The organism is Paenibacillus sp. FSL R5-0490 (genome assembly GCF_001956215.1).
Lineage (GTDB): Bacteria > Bacillota > Bacilli > Bacillales > Cytobacillaceae > Cytobacillus.
On record NZ_MRTQ01000025.1, the window covers coordinates 39257 to 56309 of the forward strand.

Below are 17053 nucleotides of genomic sequence, written 5' to 3' on the forward strand. Positions count from 1 at the left end.
CAAAAGGCGGACAAAATGGGTTATAATGGGGAAATCATAAATGTTCAAGTTAAGGAGGCAACTGTATGAACGTATTAGATTGGCAAAAAGAGGTTAATAAGAGAAAAGATGAATTAATAAAGGATACTCAAAACCTTTTAAGAATCAGAAGTCTGCTGGACGAAGAGAATGCAACAGATGATGCTCCCCTTGGTGAAGGTGTAAAAGAAGCGCTTGATTTCATGCTTGCACTTGGTGAAAAGGATGGATTCACTGCAAAAAACGTCGGCAGTCTGGCTGGTCATCTGGAATTCGGCGAAGGCGAAGAAATTGTTGGAGTACTTTGTCACGTTGACGTGGTTCCAGAAGGGGATGGATGGACAAGCGACCCGTTTGGTGCAGAGATTCGCGATGGAAAAATCTTTGCCAGAGGGGCGATTGACGACAAAGGCCCAACGATGGCTGCTTATTATGCCATGAAAATTGTGAAGGAATTAGAGCTGCCTTTAAGCAAACGGGTCCGAATGATTATCGGAACAGATGAAGAAAGCGACTGGCGCTGTGTGGAGCATTATTTCAAACACGAAGAAATGCCTTCCATTGGATTTGCTCCGGATGCAGATTTCCCAATTATTTATGCTGAAAAAGGCATCTCTGATTTTGATCTTGTCCAAATTGGATACACCGAAGAAGCAGACAGGGAAGTATTGGCAGAGGTTGTCTTTTTCCAGGCAGGAAGAAGATATAACATGGTTCCTGATTTTGCAAAAGCCAGTCTTGTGGTTCACCTTGAACATACTGAAGTGGTGCAAAGGTATATTAATTTCCTGAAAAAGACAGAGCTTGAAGGCAAGTATTACATAGATAATGGCGAGCTGATCCTCGAACTCCAGGGAGTCTCAGCACATGGGATGGAGCCTGATAATGGGAAAAATGCCGGTATACTGATGGCATCATTCCTGGCTTCTCTTCAGCTGGATGAGAAGGCATGTCAATATTTTCAGTTTGTATCACAATACTTATGTGATGATTCCAGAGGAAGAAAGCTTGGCATTGCATGCACGGATGATATTACAGGCGACTTAACCATCAATGTAGGCAAACTTTCATATACGAAGGAAAATGGCGGCCGTTTAGGATTTAATGTACGCTATCCCGTTACAAATGATATGGGAGAAACGAAAAACAAGCTTGAGTCTCTAATCGAAAACGAACATTTCAGATTGGAAAATTTCTCAGATGCCAAGCCTCATCATGTGGAAGAAGATGATGTTTTGATTCAAACACTGAAAAAAGTATACGAACAGCAGACTGGCGAAAAGGCAGAGCTTTTATCCATTGGCGGGGGGACATATGCACGCTCATTGAAATCAGGAGTTGCATTTGGCCCGCTCTTCCCGGGCAGGGAAGATGTCGCACATCAAAAAGATGAATATATGTTTATTGAGGATTTGTTAAAGGCTGCAGCCATTTATGCACAGGCGATTTATGAACTTGCGAAATAACTTTGAAACCTGATATGATGGCTGAAAGATTTTACATACAGCTGACAGATAGACATACAAATCATATACAGGGAGTGTCGGGAAATGGAATATGTCATTTTGAATGGTGATTTGATCGAACGTTCAAAAGCGAAAGTCGATATTGAGGATCGCGGCTATCAATTTGGTGATGGCGTCTATGAAGTAATCCGCGTCTATAACGGGAAAATGTTTACAGCAGATGAGCATCTTGAAAGGCTTCTTGAAAGCGGCAAGAAAATAGAGCTGAACATTCCTTATTCCAAGGATCAGCTTAAACAGATGCTTATAGAGATGATTGAGAGAAATAATCTTGAACTGGGTATTGTTTATATGCAATTTTCCAGGGGGACTTCTCCTAGAAACCATGCATATCCTGGTGCAGATGTTGCACCGGTGCTTACCGCCTATACACGTGAAACCACAAGGCCGGTTGAATCAATGAGAAATGGCGTTAAAGCTATTCTGATTGAAGACATCCGCTGGCTGCGATGTGATATAAAGAGCCTGAATTTGCTGGGCAACATCATGGCGAAGCAAAAAGCAGCCCAATCAGGCAGCTTTGAAGCCATTCAGCATCGCGGAGATACGGTGACTGAGGGAAGTTCTTCTAATATAGCCATTGTAAAGGATGGAACACTTTATACACACCCTGCAACAAATTTGATCTTAAATGGCATTACCCGCCGCAAGATCAATGAGATCTGCAGGGAAACTGGAATAGCACTTAAAGAATCAGCTTTTACTAAGGAAGATTTACTGGCCGCAGATGAAGTCTTTATGTCCAGCACATCAGCCGAAGTTACTCCGATTATCGAGATTGAAGGAAAGCTGATTGGAAATGGAAGTCCAGGACCCATCACAAATAAATTACAGAACCTTTTTGAAGAGTCAATTGAAAAACAGTGCGGCAGCTTGACGGTTAAAATTAGATAATACTTAAACGAAAGACCCCAGGAATATTTCTGGGGTCTTTTACCTTAGCTTATTCAAACTGAAACAGATCGCTTGAAAGATATCTTTCTCCAGTATCGCAGACGATGAATACGACAACATCGTCCGGCTTTAGCCTTTTTGCCACCTGGATGGCGGCATAGCAGGCAGCTCCTGAGGATGGACCGACTAAAATTCCTTCTTCTCTTGCCATTCTGCGTGTGGTATCATATGCTTCGTCATCTTTGATTTGATGGATTTCATCATAAACATCGGTATTGAGGATTTCCGGAACAAATCCGGGACTTGTGCCGACAAGCTTGTGCCTGCCAGGCTTTCCGCCTGATAGGACGGGCGAGCCTTTTGGCTCCACTACATGCACTCCCAACCCCGTATAATGCTCTTTCAGAACTTCACCTGTGCCGGTAATCGTCCCGCCCGTACCTGCCGTGGCAACGAAGGCAGACAGTGGTTTGCCGATTTCCTTCATAACCTCAATAATTTCGATGGCAGTTGAATGGCGGTGTGCATCAGGGTTAGCGCTATTTTCAAATTGCATCGGCACAAAACTGTTTGGAATCTCCTCAGCCAGTTCATTTGCTTTATTAATAGCACCGGGCATTTTGTCATCTCCAGGAGTCAGGACAACTTCTGCTCCATATGCTTTCAAAAGGTTGATGCGCTCTGCCGTCATAGTATCAGGCATAACCAGGATGGCTTTATAGCCGCGTGCAGCTGCATTCATTGCCAGCCCGATGCCGGTGTTCCCGCTTGTTGGTTCAATAATGGTTGAACCAGGTTTTAATTTGCCTGCTTTCTCCGCTTCGATAATCATATTATATGCCGCGCGGTCTTTTACACTGCGGCTTGGATTGTAGAATTCAAGCTTTGCATAAATGCTTGCGCCATTTTCAGGTGCCAGCTTATTTAATTTCACAAGTGGGGTATCTCCAATTAAGTCCGCAAGATTGTTGACAACTTTCATCTGACTCTCCCTTTCAAAAATGACTTTATTTAATAACAAGGAAGTTTACTATATAGAACTATTATCTTTGTTATTTTATCGCAGTCTAACGGTCAGTAAGACCCCCACTCAAGACTCAGAGGAATCAAAGGAGGTAAGTGAGGGGCAAACTGACCGTAAAGGCCGAAAAGAAGAACAAAGACTAAGAACGCCACGTCCTGTGGCAACGTCTTTGTGACCCACTTCCTGTGGGCCTCAACTAACAATCAGTGGGGATAAAGACCCCCCCCACTGATTGAAGTTTCACTTTATGTCCATTTGTTTAATTTCACCCTGATAAAGGAAATCTATACCTATCCGTTATATCCATCATACTAAAACAGACTATTCCAATCAAATCAAAAGGAATTGGAAGGAAGACAAAAATAAGAGGATAAACAGAAAGTATCTGCCAATTTCAACAGATGTTTGTTAAAATAAGTGGAAATATGGAGGAATATCAAGTGTCCAAACAAATGAATGCTCATTTTTTCTTTGCGGTGAAATTGCCGGATGAAACAAAGAAAAAATTGAAGGAATATATGGAATGTGCAAGTCTCAAACTGCCTTTTAGCCGCTGGGTCCATCATGAAGATTATCATATTACTTTAGCATTCCTTGGATCGGCCCCCGAAGAAAAACTGCAGAAAGCATCCAGTCTTATCTCTGATTCCATCAAAAACGAAAAGAGTTTTCCGCTGTACATATGCAAACTTGGCGTATTCGGAAAACAAGACGCGCCAAGAATTTTCTGGTGTGGAACACAGCAGGACAAACATCTTCAAGACTTAAGATTGAAAGTATATTCAGCCTGTCAGGAAGCGGAATTTGAGCTGGAGACAAGGCCGTTTAAGCCTCATATCACCATGGCAAGAAAATGGGCCGGCACTGGTCCATTTCAGCAAAGTCTGCTCGATGTTAACAGTCCTTTTAAAGACGGGCATCTGGAGTTTGAGGCTTCAGAAGTTGTTCTATATCAAACTCATCTGGATAAATCGCCGAAATATGAAAGCATTGCCATCTTTCCGCTTTTGGCGGAATAAAATAATTACATACTTAAAAAGTAAATGATAGATAGAAAGTTATTTACGAAAGCAGGGCTAGGAGAATGGGACAGTTAATTAAATTGCAGGATTATGTATCACGTTACCAGCAGGACATTTTTGTTTATCCCTCCCGTTTTGTCAGGCTGAAAAAACAGCAGTGGGATAAATGGCATAAAGCGTGGGAATCAAATGAATCCTTTACCCCTCAATCCGCGCAGCATGATACTGCGGGCACAGCGGACTGGTCCGGTGAAGAAAAAGAGCCGCTGATTGAAAAACTAAAGGGGTTATTAAAACGGAGCAGGAATGAAGAATTTGAGGAATATGATGCTGCCGGAAATGAAGTGAAAAAGGAGGAAGACGTGCTCGAATTTGAAGCCTCCTTTGCTGTACGTCCAGAAACAATTGAGAATCTAAAACACCAGTTTCTGGACCAGCTTTACCGGTTCCAGATGAAATGGGCAACCTCTACACTAACGGAGAAATCATTTCCCGAGAAGCACTACTATTATGATGAAAAGCTAAAGTACTTTCTGCAGAGATATCCGGATACGTATCTTGTCATGTATAATCCGATCTTTTTATTGAAAAGGGCTCCGGTTGAAACAGAAATTATTGTCATAGGGCCGACAGAGGTATGGTGCATCAGCTTTTTGGAGCAGGAAGATTCAGCGGTATTCACAGGTTCAAAGGATAGATTCTGGATAAAAAAGGGGAAAGGGGAAGAAAAAAAAGTCCTGAATCCACTGCTTGCATTAAATAGAACAGAAAAAATTATCCAAAAAATATTTGAAATTCATTCTATTGAATTGCCGGTTAAAAAAGCTGTTCTTACGCGAAATGGCTATATTGATTATCCTGCAGCACCGATAGATGTGCAGCTGGTCGAGAAAAGGAACTATGATCAATGGTTTCAGGCAATGAGAAGTCAGCGTTCTCCCCTCAAGCATGCTCAATTAAAAGGAGCACAGGCACTGCTTCAATATTGCCAGACTGCATCAGTCAAAAGGCTGGAGTGGGAGAATCGGAATGAATCCTGAAACGTTCCACGGGGATAAACCACTTATGTTCATTATTAATCCGCAGGCGAAAAATGGTTATTGCCTGAAAGTCTGGGGAAAAGTTGAGCAGATGCTGAAAAAGGCAAATATCTCTTACTATGCAGTCAGGACAGAATACCGCGGCCATGCAAGGGAATTGGCAAAGATTTATATAGAACAGGCAGGCGGACAAAGATTGTATCTTGTTGCTGTGGGCGGAGACGGAACGGTTCATGAAGTGATGAATGGCGCGGCGGGTCATCATAATGTAACTGTCGGTTTTATTCCAGGAGGGTCCGGGAACGACTTCTCGCGGGGCTTTGATATCCCTAAAGACCCGGAGGAATCTTTAACCGCAATACTTAAGGGAATCAGCCATCCTGTGAAGGCCGATATCGGAATGATTAGACACACTGATGGGAAAACAACATATTTTATTAATAATATGGGTGCAGGATTTGATGCACTGATTTCCCGGAAAGTAAACAGTTCAAAGTTGAAGGGTATCTTGAATCAGCTTTCTCTGGGCCAATTTGTATACGCTCTCTTTCTTATAAAAGAGCTGTTTTTCTATAAATGCTCTGATCTTGAAATCATCATTGACGGAAAAAAACATCAAATAAGGTCAGCATGGTTTATCACTATTTCCAATCAGCCATTCTACGGAGGCGGTATGAAGATTTCTCCGGATGCAAACCCTTTTGATGGAATTCTAAATGTTACGGTAGTCCACAATATATCCAGGATTAAACTTTTGTTTGTATTTGCCTCTGTCTTCAAAGGGAGACATATAGGATTTAAAGAAGTCGCAATTCTGCAGGGCAAAAATATCAGCATTCGTTCATCACACCCCATCCCTGCCCACGCAGATGGCGAGGTTATGGACAGCACACCGATTTCAGCAACTGTTTGCCCGGAATTCATTTCAATAATTAAAGGATATGTTAAAGAAGGGTGATGATTCTTAGGAGAGAGCTGCTCTTAAATTACCGTCCTACTAAGCAAAGGAGCTGAGTTCGGAATGATAACGATTGAACGGACTTTTAATGCATACCTGGATGAAATGCACATCATTACGATTCTACTTCCTTTCAGCTATCATCAGGGACGTTCTTCCGGTTTCTCTCTCCTTTCAGACGTGGAGGAAGAGTTTCCTGTAGACATATTGCAAAGCAGCCCGATTGAGGACGCTGTTAAATATACATGCAAAATAGACCATGATGTGGAATTCGGGAAACAATACTGGATAATGGATGAGTATGGCGGAAAAACAGACCTGCAAATCGGAGCGGTCATTCGAACAAGTGATTTTGATGAGAAGTTCTATTATGACGGACCACTGGGTATATCGTACAGCAAAGAAAAGACATGCTTCAGGCTCTGGGCTCCGACAGCCGCAATGGTAAAGCTGAAGCTAAAAGAAGCATTGGAGGGGGAAGAGGAGCTTTTTCCGATGACAAGAGGCGAGAAGGGAGTCTGGAGCTGTGAAGTAACCGGCGACCTGGATCGTTTTCTTTATTCTTTCCTGGTATGCATTAACCTGGAGTGGAAAGAAGCTGTAGATCCATATGCTGTGTCCTCGGCTATGAATGGTGAATATGGTGCTGTCGTCAATCTGGAAAGTACAAAAATAAAGAAGCCGGAGCTTCCACCGCTCCATCAGCCGACAGATGCTATTATATATGAAACACATATCAGGGATTTTACCATTCATCCAGGGAGCGGGGCACAACAGAAAGGCCTATATCTGGGAGCAGGCGAGACAAACACTGTTGGCAGTGACGGGGAGCCGACATGCCTGTCATATGTCAAACAGCTCGGTGTAACTCACATTGAATTTCTGCCTGTCCATGACTTTGAAGGTGTAAATGAAGAAAGTCCAAAAGAAGAATACAACTGGGGGTATAATCCCCTCCATTTTAATGTCCCGGAAGGAAGCTATTCTTCCAATCCCCTGGATCCCTATTCACGGATTAGAGAGTTGAAAGCTTTGATTCAGGCTGTTCATTCCCAGGGGCTTAGAGTCATAATGGACGTAGTCTACAACCATGTATATATTCGTGAGCATTCTTCTTTTGAAAAAATCGTACCGGGCTATTTCTTCCGCCATGATCAATATGGAATGCCTTCAAATGGCACCGGAGTTGGAAATGACTTTGCTTCTGAGCGCCTGATGGCCAGGAAATTCATTGCTGATTCTGTATCATACTGGATGAAGGAATATCAAATTGATGGTTTCAGGTTTGATTTGATGGGTATCCTCGATATCGAAACGATGAATGAGGTTCACAGAATTTCGGAATCAATTGACCCTGCTGCCATTATCATTGGAGAAGGATGGGATTTGAATACCCCTATACCGGAAGACCGGAAAGCAAGCATCCGCAATCAGGAAAAGCTGCCGGGAATCGGCCAATTCAATGACTGGTTCAGAGATTCCGTCAAAGGCAGCACCTTTAATTTATATGATAAAGGATATGCGTTAGGGAATGACCATTACTATGATGCGGCGAAGCAGGTATTGGCCGGAAGCATTGGCCTTGAAAAAAAGGAGAAAGGCATCTTCCTTTCCCCGTCGCAATCAGTAAATTATGTGGAATCCCATGATAATCACACTCTATGGGATAAAATCCTGGTTTGTTCTGAAAATGCGGATTCGATTACACAGCAAAAAAAGCACCGTTTGGCAACCGTAATGGTACTCCTGTCACAGGGAATTCCATTTCTGCATAGCGGGCAGGAATTTTATCGGACCAAAGGCGGGAATGGAAACAGCTACCGAGCTCCAGACTCCATCAATCAACTGGACTGGGAGAGAAAATCACGTTATTTTAATAATGTTGAATATATTAAAGGGATGATCAGCATTAGAAGGTCAATTCCTCTTTTCAGGCTTGCCGATGCCGGATTAATCCGGAATTCCATGCAGTTCATGGATATTAAAAAACCGCTAATTGGTTATGTCTTAACCAGCTCTGATCAAAATGCCGGGTGCAGCCATGCAGCAGTTATTATCAATCCTACAGCGACGGAAGAAGAAATCCTGCTTCCTGATGGGGATTGGGACCTTATTGCTGATGAACATACCGCCGGTAATTCCACCATACGCAAGATAAGCACCAGATTGACAATTCCGCCATTAAGTTCATATGTACTGGTTTGCAGAAAATAGTAACAGGCTGCTGCTTTTTTCTGCAAACATTACCCTTAATTAGAAAATACTGATATAACGACCGGAAAAAACATCATTTTTCCTGATGATATTCCGTAAACCTAAATAGTTGCACTTGACGAAAAAAGCCAGTAAGAATAAAATTTATAAAGATGGCTATTGTGAGGAACTTACATCAATAGCTCTTTTTTTATTTTTAAGTTCCCGTTACATGGCTGGTTTTATATTTGCTTATTACTTTTGTGCATTATTGGTGCTTTACTTAATTAACCTGATAAACAGCTATATTTTGCGAAAATGCATTATAGTCGAATAGAACATAACATTACTAAGCAACGGCCCTTTTATCGGCCATGGCAAAATAAGTCTTGATGCAAAAAACAGGGCTTATTTTTCAACTCAAGCTATTTAACAACCAATGGCTTACTAAATTGCAGGTGAACAATTTTGGAACATTTATTTGGACATGACTGGGAGATTGTTCCCGCCGGAGGGGCGACAGGGGAAGCTTTTTATGCAAAGAATGATGAGCAGAGGCTTTTTCTTAAAAGAAACTCTTCTCCTTTCCTGGCGGTTCTATCTGCGGAAGGAATCGTCCCGAAACTTATCTGGACAAAAAGAATGGAAAATGGGGACGTTATAACTGCCCAGCAATGGCTTAATGGACGGGAGCTGAAAGCTTCTGACATGAACCGGGAAAGCGTGGCAAAGCTTTTGAGGAAGATTCACTCTTCAAAGCCGCTGCTTGGTATGCTGACAAGAATGGGGAAGTCTCCGCTGCAGCCTGAAACTCTTCTGCATTTGATAGAGGAAGAGCTGGACTTTGATCTGAAGGAGCAGGATGCTGTTATTCAGTCAGTCGATTTCCTGAAAAAAGAAGTCTCGCATATCCGCTGTGAAGAAAATACGGTGTGCCACTGCGATGTGAATCATAACAACTGGCTGCTTGCGGAAAACAACCAGCTGTACTTGATTGATTGGGATGGAGCCATGATAGCAGATCCCGCCATCGACCTGGGCATGCTGCTATATTGGTACATTCCTAAAGAAGAATGGCCGAATTGGCTTGAGCGGTATGGCATTCAATTGACAGATGATTTGCTGCTCCGGATGAAATGGTATGTGATTGCACAGACTTTGACATCTATCCAATGGCATAAAAATAAATTCCGATTCCAGGAAATGGACAAGTGGCTTTCTTACCTGGATGAGCTTCTTTGAGATTTACGAAAATTGATCAATATCCTGTACCCATTGTGATAAATCATTCTGATGGGATTCAATGTGGGTATCCAATTGGGAAGAATTGATTCCATGCTGACTGTATTCATAAATTTCTTCTAATACTGTTTTTACGTTTTGTTTAATGTTTCCGTTGATCATTAATGATTTAACCAGGCGTTCCAATTGTTCACATTCTGAAATAGAGCCACAGCAATCTGTCTGATGATTGCTTAAAATATCTTTTAATAAATTTAATTGATCCTGGTGTCCAAGCGGCATGAAAAACACCCTTTCTTTTGAATCTGAAAATAAAAGCAAAAGGAATTCACTTTTAGGTTGTGGATTCCTTTTTTATTTATTCATGGGCGGAATGTAATTTAAGTGTATAAATGTCATCTGGTTAAACTACAAACAAGGGATGAACCTATTTAGCAAAAATAAAGTTGCATCACCGGGATGGGCATGATATTGTTTGAACGATATTAATTTTTAGGAGTGTCAATATGCGACAGCGAAATAAACCTTGGGCGAAGGATAAATTAGCCGAATATACTCAATACGTAATTTCAGAACCTGAAAAATATAAAGGAAAATGGAATGAAGCTTTCGATAAAAATCAGCCCCTTCATATAGAAATTGGGACAGGCAAAGGCCGCTTCGTAACTGGTATGGCAAAAGCAAACCCGGATATCAACTATATTGGAATCGAGCTGGCTGAAAGCGTGATTGTCACCGCTCTGGATCGTATCATCGAGGAGGAGCTTCCAAATGTAAAGCTTTTGAATGTGAATGCCAATGATTTGCGGGATTACTTTGAAAAAGGCGAAGTCAATCGAGTCTACCTCAATTTTTCAGATCCATGGCCGAAGAAGCGTCATGCAAAACGCAGGCTGACTTATAGAAGCTTCCTGGAAATTTATGAAGATATCCTTGTGGATAAAGGAGAAATCCACTTTAAGACTGATAACCAGGGATTGTTTGAATCTTCTCTTATGAGCTTTTCCGATTACGGCATGCTGCTGACGTTTGTCAGCCTCGACCTTCACAACAGTGATTATGAAGGAAACATCATGACCGAATATGAAGAAAAGTTTTCCTCAAGGGGAAGCCGTATATTCCGGTGTGAAGTGCAATACAGATAATTGAGTCTATCCATATGGATAGGCTTTTTTATTGATATTTCCCATAAATAATTTAAATATTTCTACAAGTAAGCGCTTAAATGTTATGATGTGGTAAAGGAAAGCGAGCGCTTGCTCAGAAATATTAAATGGAGGAGATATACATGGAAACATTGAAGTTAAAGAACATAAAGATGTCCTGGCTTCGCGGCGGTGTCACATATCTTGACGGCGGAGCCATGTTTGGTGTAGTTCCGAAGCCTTTGTGGTCAAAAAGATATCCATGCAATGAAAGAAATCAGATCGAGCTGAGAACAGATCCCATTCTTATTCAATTTGACGGCAAGAATATTCTAGTCGAAACAGGTCTGGGAAACGGGAAACTGGATGAAAAACAGAAGAGGAATTTCGGAGCGCTTGAAGAGTCGTTTGTTGAACAGGATTTAGCCAAGCACGGTTTGTCCCTCGGGGATATCGATTATATCCTTATGACGCATCTTCATTTTGATCATGCCTGCGGACTGACAAAACCGGAAGAAGGAAAATTCTCGTCTGTATTTCCGAATGCCAGAATCATCGCATCACGGGTGGAATGGGAGGAAATGAGAAATCCTAATATTCGTTCAAGAAATACATATTGGAAGGAAAACTGGGAGTCCATTCAGGATCAGGTGGAAGTTTTTGAAGAGGAGTGGACACTCGGCCCAATTAAAATGGTGCATACAGGCGGCCATAGTGACGGACATTCCATCCTGGTTATAGAAGATGAAGACGATATCGTCATTCATATGGCTGATATCATGCCAACACATGCCCATGCAAATGTTTTATGGGTCCTCGCTTATGATGACTACCCGATGGATTCCATCAGCGCCAAGGAAAAATGGATGGAATACGGCATGAAAAAAAACGCCTGGTTCACTTTTTACCATGATGCTTTTTACAGGGCAGTCAAGTGGGGTGAAGCAGGAAATATGCTTGAAAAAGTGGAAAAGCAAAAAAGCTAAAAAATCCCCATCCGGGGATTTTTTAATACAGCTCTGCTGCTGGCGATTAATGCAGCGGGAAGACGTCCAAAATGGCTCCAGTCTCCGCATCGGCAATGAACTCATACTGCTCGGCTTCCTCACCGGAAAATCTTGAAATGCCGCCCTTATAAACCTGATATTTCAAATGTCCCTTTTCATAAGGTTCAGCTTTCATTTGAATCCATGATCCGCTTATCGGACCTTCCTGTTTAAATGCATCCTTTGCATTAGCTAAAGCTTTTTCCGGGGAAACGGAAGTTTTCTGCGAAAGCAATTCCCTTGCTGCGTATCCGCTTGCCAAACCAACACCTACACCTAACATAAAAGATTTCCAATTCATAATTGCACCTCCCCAGGCTGATGATATAAGCAGTTCATTATTAAAATTTTCTGTTTTCCAAATCTATCTTACCAAAAATAGGCTGGAACTAAAATAAATATTGCATTTCGTCAGTCGAAATTTCCTGTATGAAATGGTGGAAAGACGTATGAAAGTTCTGTAAAATAAAATTATACATATCTGCATAGACAATCTATTGATTGAAAAAGGAGAAGAATATATGAACGAAAATACTTTGCAGCTTTTTAAAACATTGACAGAGTTGCCGGGAGCACCTGGAAACGAGCATTTAGTCCGGAAATTCATGCGCGAACAAATCAGCCAATATACAGATGAAGTTGTTCAGGATAAGCTGGGAGGCATCTTCGGAGTTAAAAGAGGGGATGAAGGCGGTCCGACTGTAATGGTAGCAGGACATATGGATGAAGTGGGATTCATGGTCACCAGCATTACAGATAATGGCATGATCCGTTTTCAGACACTTGGAGGCTGGTGGAGCCAGGTTTTACTGGCACAAAGAGTACAAATTATTACAGATCATGGACCTGTGACAGGAGTTATCGGTTCCATTCCTCCGCATCTTTTAGACGAAGCAAAGCGCACAAAGCCGATGGAAATAAAGAATATGCTGATTGACATTGGGGCGGATGACCGTGAAGATGCTAAAAGAATAGGCATTAAGCCAGGGCAGCAAATTCTGCCGATTTGTCCATTCACACCAATGGCAAATGAAAAGAAAATTTTGGCGAAAGCATGGGATAACCGTTATGGATGCGGCTTGGCGGTGGAGCTTTTAGAGGAAGTCCAGAATGAAGCTCTTCCTAATATCCTTTATTCAGGAGCAACAGTTCAGGAAGAAGTAGGCTTAAGAGGTGCACAGACTGCAGCGAATATGATCAATCCTGATATTTTCTTTGCGCTGGATGCAAGCCCTGCCAACGATATGACAGGGGATGAAAATGAGTTCGGGCACTTAGGCAAGGGAGCTCTGCTGCGGATACTTGACCGTTCAATGGTAACGCACCGGGGCATGAGGGAATTTGTACTGGATACAGCCGAAACGAATAACATCCCATATCAGTATTTCGTCTCACAGGGCGGAACAGACGCTGGAAAAGTTCATGTATCCAACGAAGGTGTTCCCAGTGCAGTAATCGGCATCTGCTCCCGCTATATTCACACACATGCATCCATCGTGCATGTCGACGATTATGCAGCGGCAAAAGAATTGCTTATTAAACTTGTAAAGTCTTGTGACCGTTCAACAGTAGATACGATCCGCCAGAACAGTTAATCAGATGAGACAGCATGTGCTGTCTCTTTTTCCTGTCAAAAGAAAGGAGCATTTATGAAAATCATCATTGGTTCAAAAAATCCTGCAAAGATTTCGGCAGTACAGGCGGCCTTTAGTGATTATGAAGCTGACATTATGTCCGAAGATGTGCTCTCGGGAGTAAACGATCAGCCATTTTCGGATGAAGAAACCATTAAAGGGGCCATTAACAGAGCTTATGGAGCACTTGAAATATCCGGAGGTCAAATCGGAATTGGGTTAGAGGGCGGTGTGCAAAAAACAGAATATGGGCTTTTTCTCTGTAACTGGGGGGCACTGGCGGAAAAAGGGCAGCCTCCGATTATTGCAGGCGGAGCCAGGATTCCTCTTCCTGATGCTGTTGCAGAAAGGCTATCAGCTGGCGAAGAACTGGGCCCTGTCATGGATGATTACGCCAAAAAAGAAAACATTCGTAAAAATGAAGGGGCAGTTGGCATTTTTACAAATGGACAGATCGACCGTTCTGCCATGTTCTCGCATGTCATGAAGCTTCTTATCGGGCAATATGAATATAGAAAGAGGGGATAGCAAGCGCTACCCCCTTTTTTTTATTCGGTTTCAAAGATGTACGACAGAACTTTCAATGCCTGGCTGACAGTTTCAACAGTAACATTTGCTTTGCTTGAAAGCTCTTTTAGAGGATGGTGAAGTTCCTTTGGACGGATAAGGATCAGCGGCTTTCCAAGTGCGGCAGCTGCGCTTGCATCCATGGCGGTGTTCCATTGCTTGTACTTCTCACCAAATAATGCAATCACCAGATCTGATTTTTGCATTAGAAGCTGTGTTCTTAAGTTATTAATGCCTGAAGCAGCTTCATCCCGAAGTATTGCATCCGGCTGCGTCCCGAGAATTTCCTCACCAATCATGTCAGAACGGTCATGATTTTCCATGGGACCTGTAAAATGAACAGGCAGCTGTAATAATTTCGCTTTTTCCTTTAGTTCATTCCGCCAATTGGAATGTATTTCGCCTGCTAAATAGACGGTTATTTCCATTCTTTTTCCTCCTTTATGCAATATTCTTATATTTTAACATTTCTTCTAGGAAGTAACGCAGTGAAAAGGCTGCCAATCCTGATATGCAGGGTTGTCAGACTATTGAGAAGAAATGTATGATAGGGAAGGATATGAGAATCCATGCAAGGAGGGGACAATAGAATGAGTAAAAGATTCACCGCAGCCTTGCTCTTATTTATTTCATTTATACTGCTCAGTGCCTGTTCAGCATCGTTGGAAGAAGAGCAAACCGCCGCAAAGAATGCTGCAGAGGAAGCATTTAACCAATCACCTGAAAAGACAAATCATAAGTTTGAAGATATAAAATATTATTTGCCTTTCGGCTATGAGGTAGAAGAGGAAAGCCCAAATAACATCATCCTAAAAAATGGCTCGAAACGCTATATCCTTTTTTACAACCAGCATGAAGGTCCGGACAGCAAGATTGTTTATGATGCTACCTTAAAGCAGAAAGATGAATTTGAAGTTAAAGAGACGTTTACAAAAGAGGGACATAATGGCTTCCTATTAATCAACAGCGGAAAAAAAGACGAACATGAATTGGTCGTCGGGATTGGCGGCGTAAAATTATCAACGCAGGCTAAAACCAGAAACTTATCCTCTGACGCCGCTGCGATGATGGAAATAGCCAATTCTGTTCAAATGAATAACTAAAGCGAGGGGCGCTGCCCTTCGTTTTTTTTTTTGTCTTAATAAGCAGCTGAACCTTTAATTGATATTATAGAAAGCCCCTGATAGAAGAACAATAAAAATACAGAAGATTTTATATTACAAGTGTCTTTACATATGTTATCTTATAAATGCAGAACTTTTACATAGGGGGAAAATTATGAGAGCTTTCCTGAATCGAAAAGGGGTTACCCTTTCAGCTAAAGTTTATTTTATAGATGCCCTGAGCAGCATGGCGCTGGGCTTGTTTGCTTCGCTGATCATCGGGCTGATTATTAAGACAATTGGCGAACAGACTGATATCAAATATTTGCAGGATATGGGCCTTCTGGCAATGGGGCTGATGGGGCCTGCCATTGGAGTGGCAGTTGCATACGGACTGAATGCTCCGCCGCTGGTTGTCTTTTCAGCCATTGCTAGCGGGGCTGCCGGCGCGGCACTCGGAGGCCCGGCAGGGAGCTTCGCTGCAGCCCTTATTTCCACAGAACTTGGAAAATTGGTCAGTAAGGAAACAAAAGTGGATATCATTGCAACACCGCTTGTTACCATTGCATCGGGTTATGTCGTATCTACACTTATTGGACCCGGAATTGACTTTGGGATGAAAAGCTTTGGCAGCCTGATCATGTGGGGAACCGAACAAAGGCCGATCCTCATGGGTATCATAGTCGCGGTATTAATGGGACTTGCCTTGACCGCTCCCATCTCTTCAGCTGCCATTGCGCTTATGCTTGATTTGCACGGAGTTGCAGCAGGAGCTGCCACAATTGGCTGTGCAGCACAAATGGTCGGCTTCGCTGTGAGCAGCTACAGGGAAAATAAAATGGGCGGTTTAATTGCGATAGGAATTGGAACTTCCATGCTTCAGGTGCCTAATATTATTAGAAACCCGCGCATCCTTATTCCGCCTACAATCGCAGGAGCGATCCTCGCACCGTTTGGCACGACCATCTGGCTAATGGAAAACAATGCTGCAGGGGCAGGGATGGGTACAAGCGGGCTTGTTGGCCAGATCATGACTTTTACCACGATGGGCTTTGGCCCGGACGTTTGGATGAAGGTCATCATCTTGCATATTATTGGACCCGCTCTCATCAGCCTGATATTATCTGAATATATGAGGAAAAAAGGTTGGATCCAATTTGGAGACATGCATATCAGCACAGGGGGCGTAAGAAAATGAAAAAATTGGAATCAATGGAGCAATTTAACGAGATGCGCAGCAGCGGGAAACACATTTTCATGTTTTCAGCAGACTGGTGTCCTGATTGCCGGGTGATTGAACCGGTATTGCCTGAAGTAGAAGCAAAATATAGTGACTATAATTTCGTTTATGTAGACCGCGATCAATTCATTGATCTTTGCATTGAGCTTGATGTCTTTGGCATTCCGAGCTTCATTGGATACAGGGATGGCCAGGAGCTCGGCCGCTTTGTCAGCAAAGACCGCAAAACACAGGAAGAAATCGAGAACTTTATTCAAACTCTGGAAAACTAGGCATGGCACTGATTTAATAAATGTCAGCTTCAGCGCCTGCCCCCTCGATTTGCAGTGGGGGGCAAGGTGCTTCTGCTTTTAAGCCCTCCTGCATCTTTTTTGAGCAGGAGGGTTTATTAGTGTAAAATG

General features: G+C 42.5%; 18 protein-coding genes. 14 read left to right on the forward strand and 4 right to left on the reverse strand.

Features of this window, described 5'->3' with window-relative positions; translation table 11 throughout:
- Positions 1-65 precede the first annotated feature (65 nt).
- Positions 66-1484 carry a dipeptidase PepV gene (gene pepV / locus BK139_RS18920; protein ID WP_076261900.1) on the forward strand — a complete coding sequence of 473 codons (1419 nt, stop codon included), beginning with the start codon at positions 66-68 and terminating at the stop codon, positions 1482-1484.
- A gap of 84 nt (positions 1485-1568) precedes the next feature.
- On the forward strand, positions 1569-2438 hold the full coding sequence (dat, locus tag BK139_RS18925) for a D-amino-acid transaminase (RefSeq protein WP_076261903.1): 870 nt from the start codon (positions 1569-1571) through the stop codon (positions 2436-2438).
- A gap of 49 nt (positions 2439-2487) precedes the next feature.
- Here dat and cysK read toward each other — a convergent pair whose 3' ends face one another.
- Positions 2488-3420, reverse strand: a complete 933-nt coding sequence (gene cysK / locus BK139_RS18930; protein WP_076261906.1) for a cysteine synthase A — start codon at positions 3418-3420, stop codon at positions 2488-2490.
- 482 nt (positions 3421-3902) lie between these two features.
- On the opposite strand from cysK, the gene thpR reads away from it, so the two are divergent.
- From thpR to BK139_RS18955, 5 genes are all read left to right on the forward strand, one after another.
- Complete coding sequence (gene thpR / locus BK139_RS18935; RefSeq protein ID WP_083675412.1) at positions 3903-4481, forward strand: RNA 2',3'-cyclic phosphodiesterase; 579 nt, start codon at positions 3903-3905, stop codon at positions 4479-4481.
- 65 nt (positions 4482-4546) lie between these two features.
- Positions 4547-5524, forward strand: a complete 978-nt coding sequence (locus BK139_RS18940; protein ID WP_076261908.1) for a nuclease-related domain-containing protein — start codon at positions 4547-4549, stop codon at positions 5522-5524.
- A complete protein-coding gene (locus BK139_RS18945; RefSeq protein ID WP_076261910.1) occupies positions 5514-6482 on the forward strand; it encodes a diacylglycerol/lipid kinase family protein in 969 nt (322 codons plus the stop codon). The genes BK139_RS18940 and BK139_RS18945 overlap by 11 nt, the downstream gene beginning before the upstream one ends.
- A 63-nt stretch (positions 6483-6545) precedes the next feature.
- A complete protein-coding gene (gene pulA / locus BK139_RS18950) occupies positions 6546-8696 on the forward strand; it encodes a type I pullulanase (protein ID WP_076261912.1) in 2151 nt (716 codons plus the stop codon).
- 447 nt (positions 8697-9143) lie between these two features.
- Positions 9144-9917: a phosphotransferase family protein gene (locus BK139_RS18955; RefSeq protein WP_076261915.1), complete on the forward strand. Its 774-nt coding sequence runs from the start codon at positions 9144-9146 to the stop codon at positions 9915-9917.
- A gap of 3 nt (positions 9918-9920) precedes the next feature.
- Here the strand turns inward: BK139_RS18955 and BK139_RS18960 are convergent, their stop codons facing one another.
- Complete coding sequence (locus BK139_RS18960; RefSeq protein WP_076261918.1) at positions 9921-10199, reverse strand: YtzH-like family protein; 279 nt, start codon at positions 10197-10199, stop codon at positions 9921-9923.
- Between the two features lie 224 nt (positions 10200-10423).
- On the opposite strand from BK139_RS18960, the gene trmB reads away from it, so the two are divergent.
- Entirely contained in the window at positions 10424-11062 is a 639-nt protein-coding gene (trmB, locus tag BK139_RS18965; protein ID WP_076261920.1) for a tRNA (guanosine(46)-N7)-methyltransferase TrmB, read from the forward strand.
- A 143-nt stretch (positions 11063-11205) separates the two neighbouring features.
- Entirely contained in the window at positions 11206-12048 is an 843-nt protein-coding gene (locus tag BK139_RS18970) for a YtnP family quorum-quenching lactonase (RefSeq protein ID WP_076261922.1), read from the forward strand.
- Positions 12049-12094: 46 nt separating this feature from the next.
- On the opposite strand, the gene BK139_RS18975 is transcribed toward BK139_RS18970, so the two are convergent.
- Positions 12095-12409, reverse strand: coding sequence for a PepSY domain-containing protein (locus BK139_RS18975; RefSeq protein WP_076261924.1), 315 nt, complete (start codon positions 12407-12409; stop codon positions 12095-12097).
- Between the two features lie 220 nt (positions 12410-12629).
- On the opposite strand from BK139_RS18975, the gene BK139_RS18980 reads away from it, so the two are divergent.
- Together BK139_RS18980 and BK139_RS18985 are read left to right on the forward strand one after the other, a co-directional pair.
- Positions 12630-13703 carry a M42 family metallopeptidase gene (locus tag BK139_RS18980; protein WP_076261927.1) on the forward strand — a complete coding sequence of 358 codons (1074 nt, stop codon included), beginning with the start codon at positions 12630-12632 and terminating at the stop codon, positions 13701-13703.
- A gap of 54 nt (positions 13704-13757) precedes the next feature.
- On the forward strand, positions 13758-14270 hold the full coding sequence (locus BK139_RS18985; protein ID WP_076261930.1) for a DUF84 family protein: 513 nt from the start codon (positions 13758-13760) through the stop codon (positions 14268-14270).
- Between the two features lie 20 nt (positions 14271-14290).
- Here BK139_RS18985 and BK139_RS18990 read toward each other — a convergent pair whose 3' ends face one another.
- The gene (locus BK139_RS18990; RefSeq protein WP_076261932.1) at positions 14291-14737 is read right to left on the reverse strand and encodes a YtoQ family protein; all 447 of its coding nucleotides are present in this window, start codon (positions 14735-14737) and stop codon (positions 14291-14293) included.
- A 162-nt stretch (positions 14738-14899) separates the two neighbouring features.
- Between BK139_RS18990 and BK139_RS18995 the strand changes: the two genes are divergently transcribed.
- The 3 genes from BK139_RS18995 to BK139_RS19005 all read left to right on the forward strand — a co-directional run bounded on the left by BK139_RS18995 (position 14900) and on the right by BK139_RS19005 (position 16924).
- Positions 14900-15412, forward strand: a complete 513-nt coding sequence (locus tag BK139_RS18995) for a hypothetical protein (RefSeq protein ID WP_076261935.1) — start codon at positions 14900-14902, stop codon at positions 15410-15412.
- A 175-nt stretch (positions 15413-15587) separates the two neighbouring features.
- Positions 15588-16610 (forward strand): PTS sugar transporter subunit IIC, encoded by a 1023-nt coding sequence (locus BK139_RS19000; protein ID WP_076261937.1) that lies wholly within the window; start codon positions 15588-15590, stop codon positions 16608-16610.
- Positions 16607-16924 (forward strand): thioredoxin family protein, encoded by a 318-nt coding sequence (locus BK139_RS19005; protein WP_076261939.1) that lies wholly within the window; start codon positions 16607-16609, stop codon positions 16922-16924. Before BK139_RS19000 ends, BK139_RS19005 begins: the two co-directional genes overlap by 4 nt.
- The last annotated feature ends 129 nt before the right edge of the window (positions 16925-17053 follow it).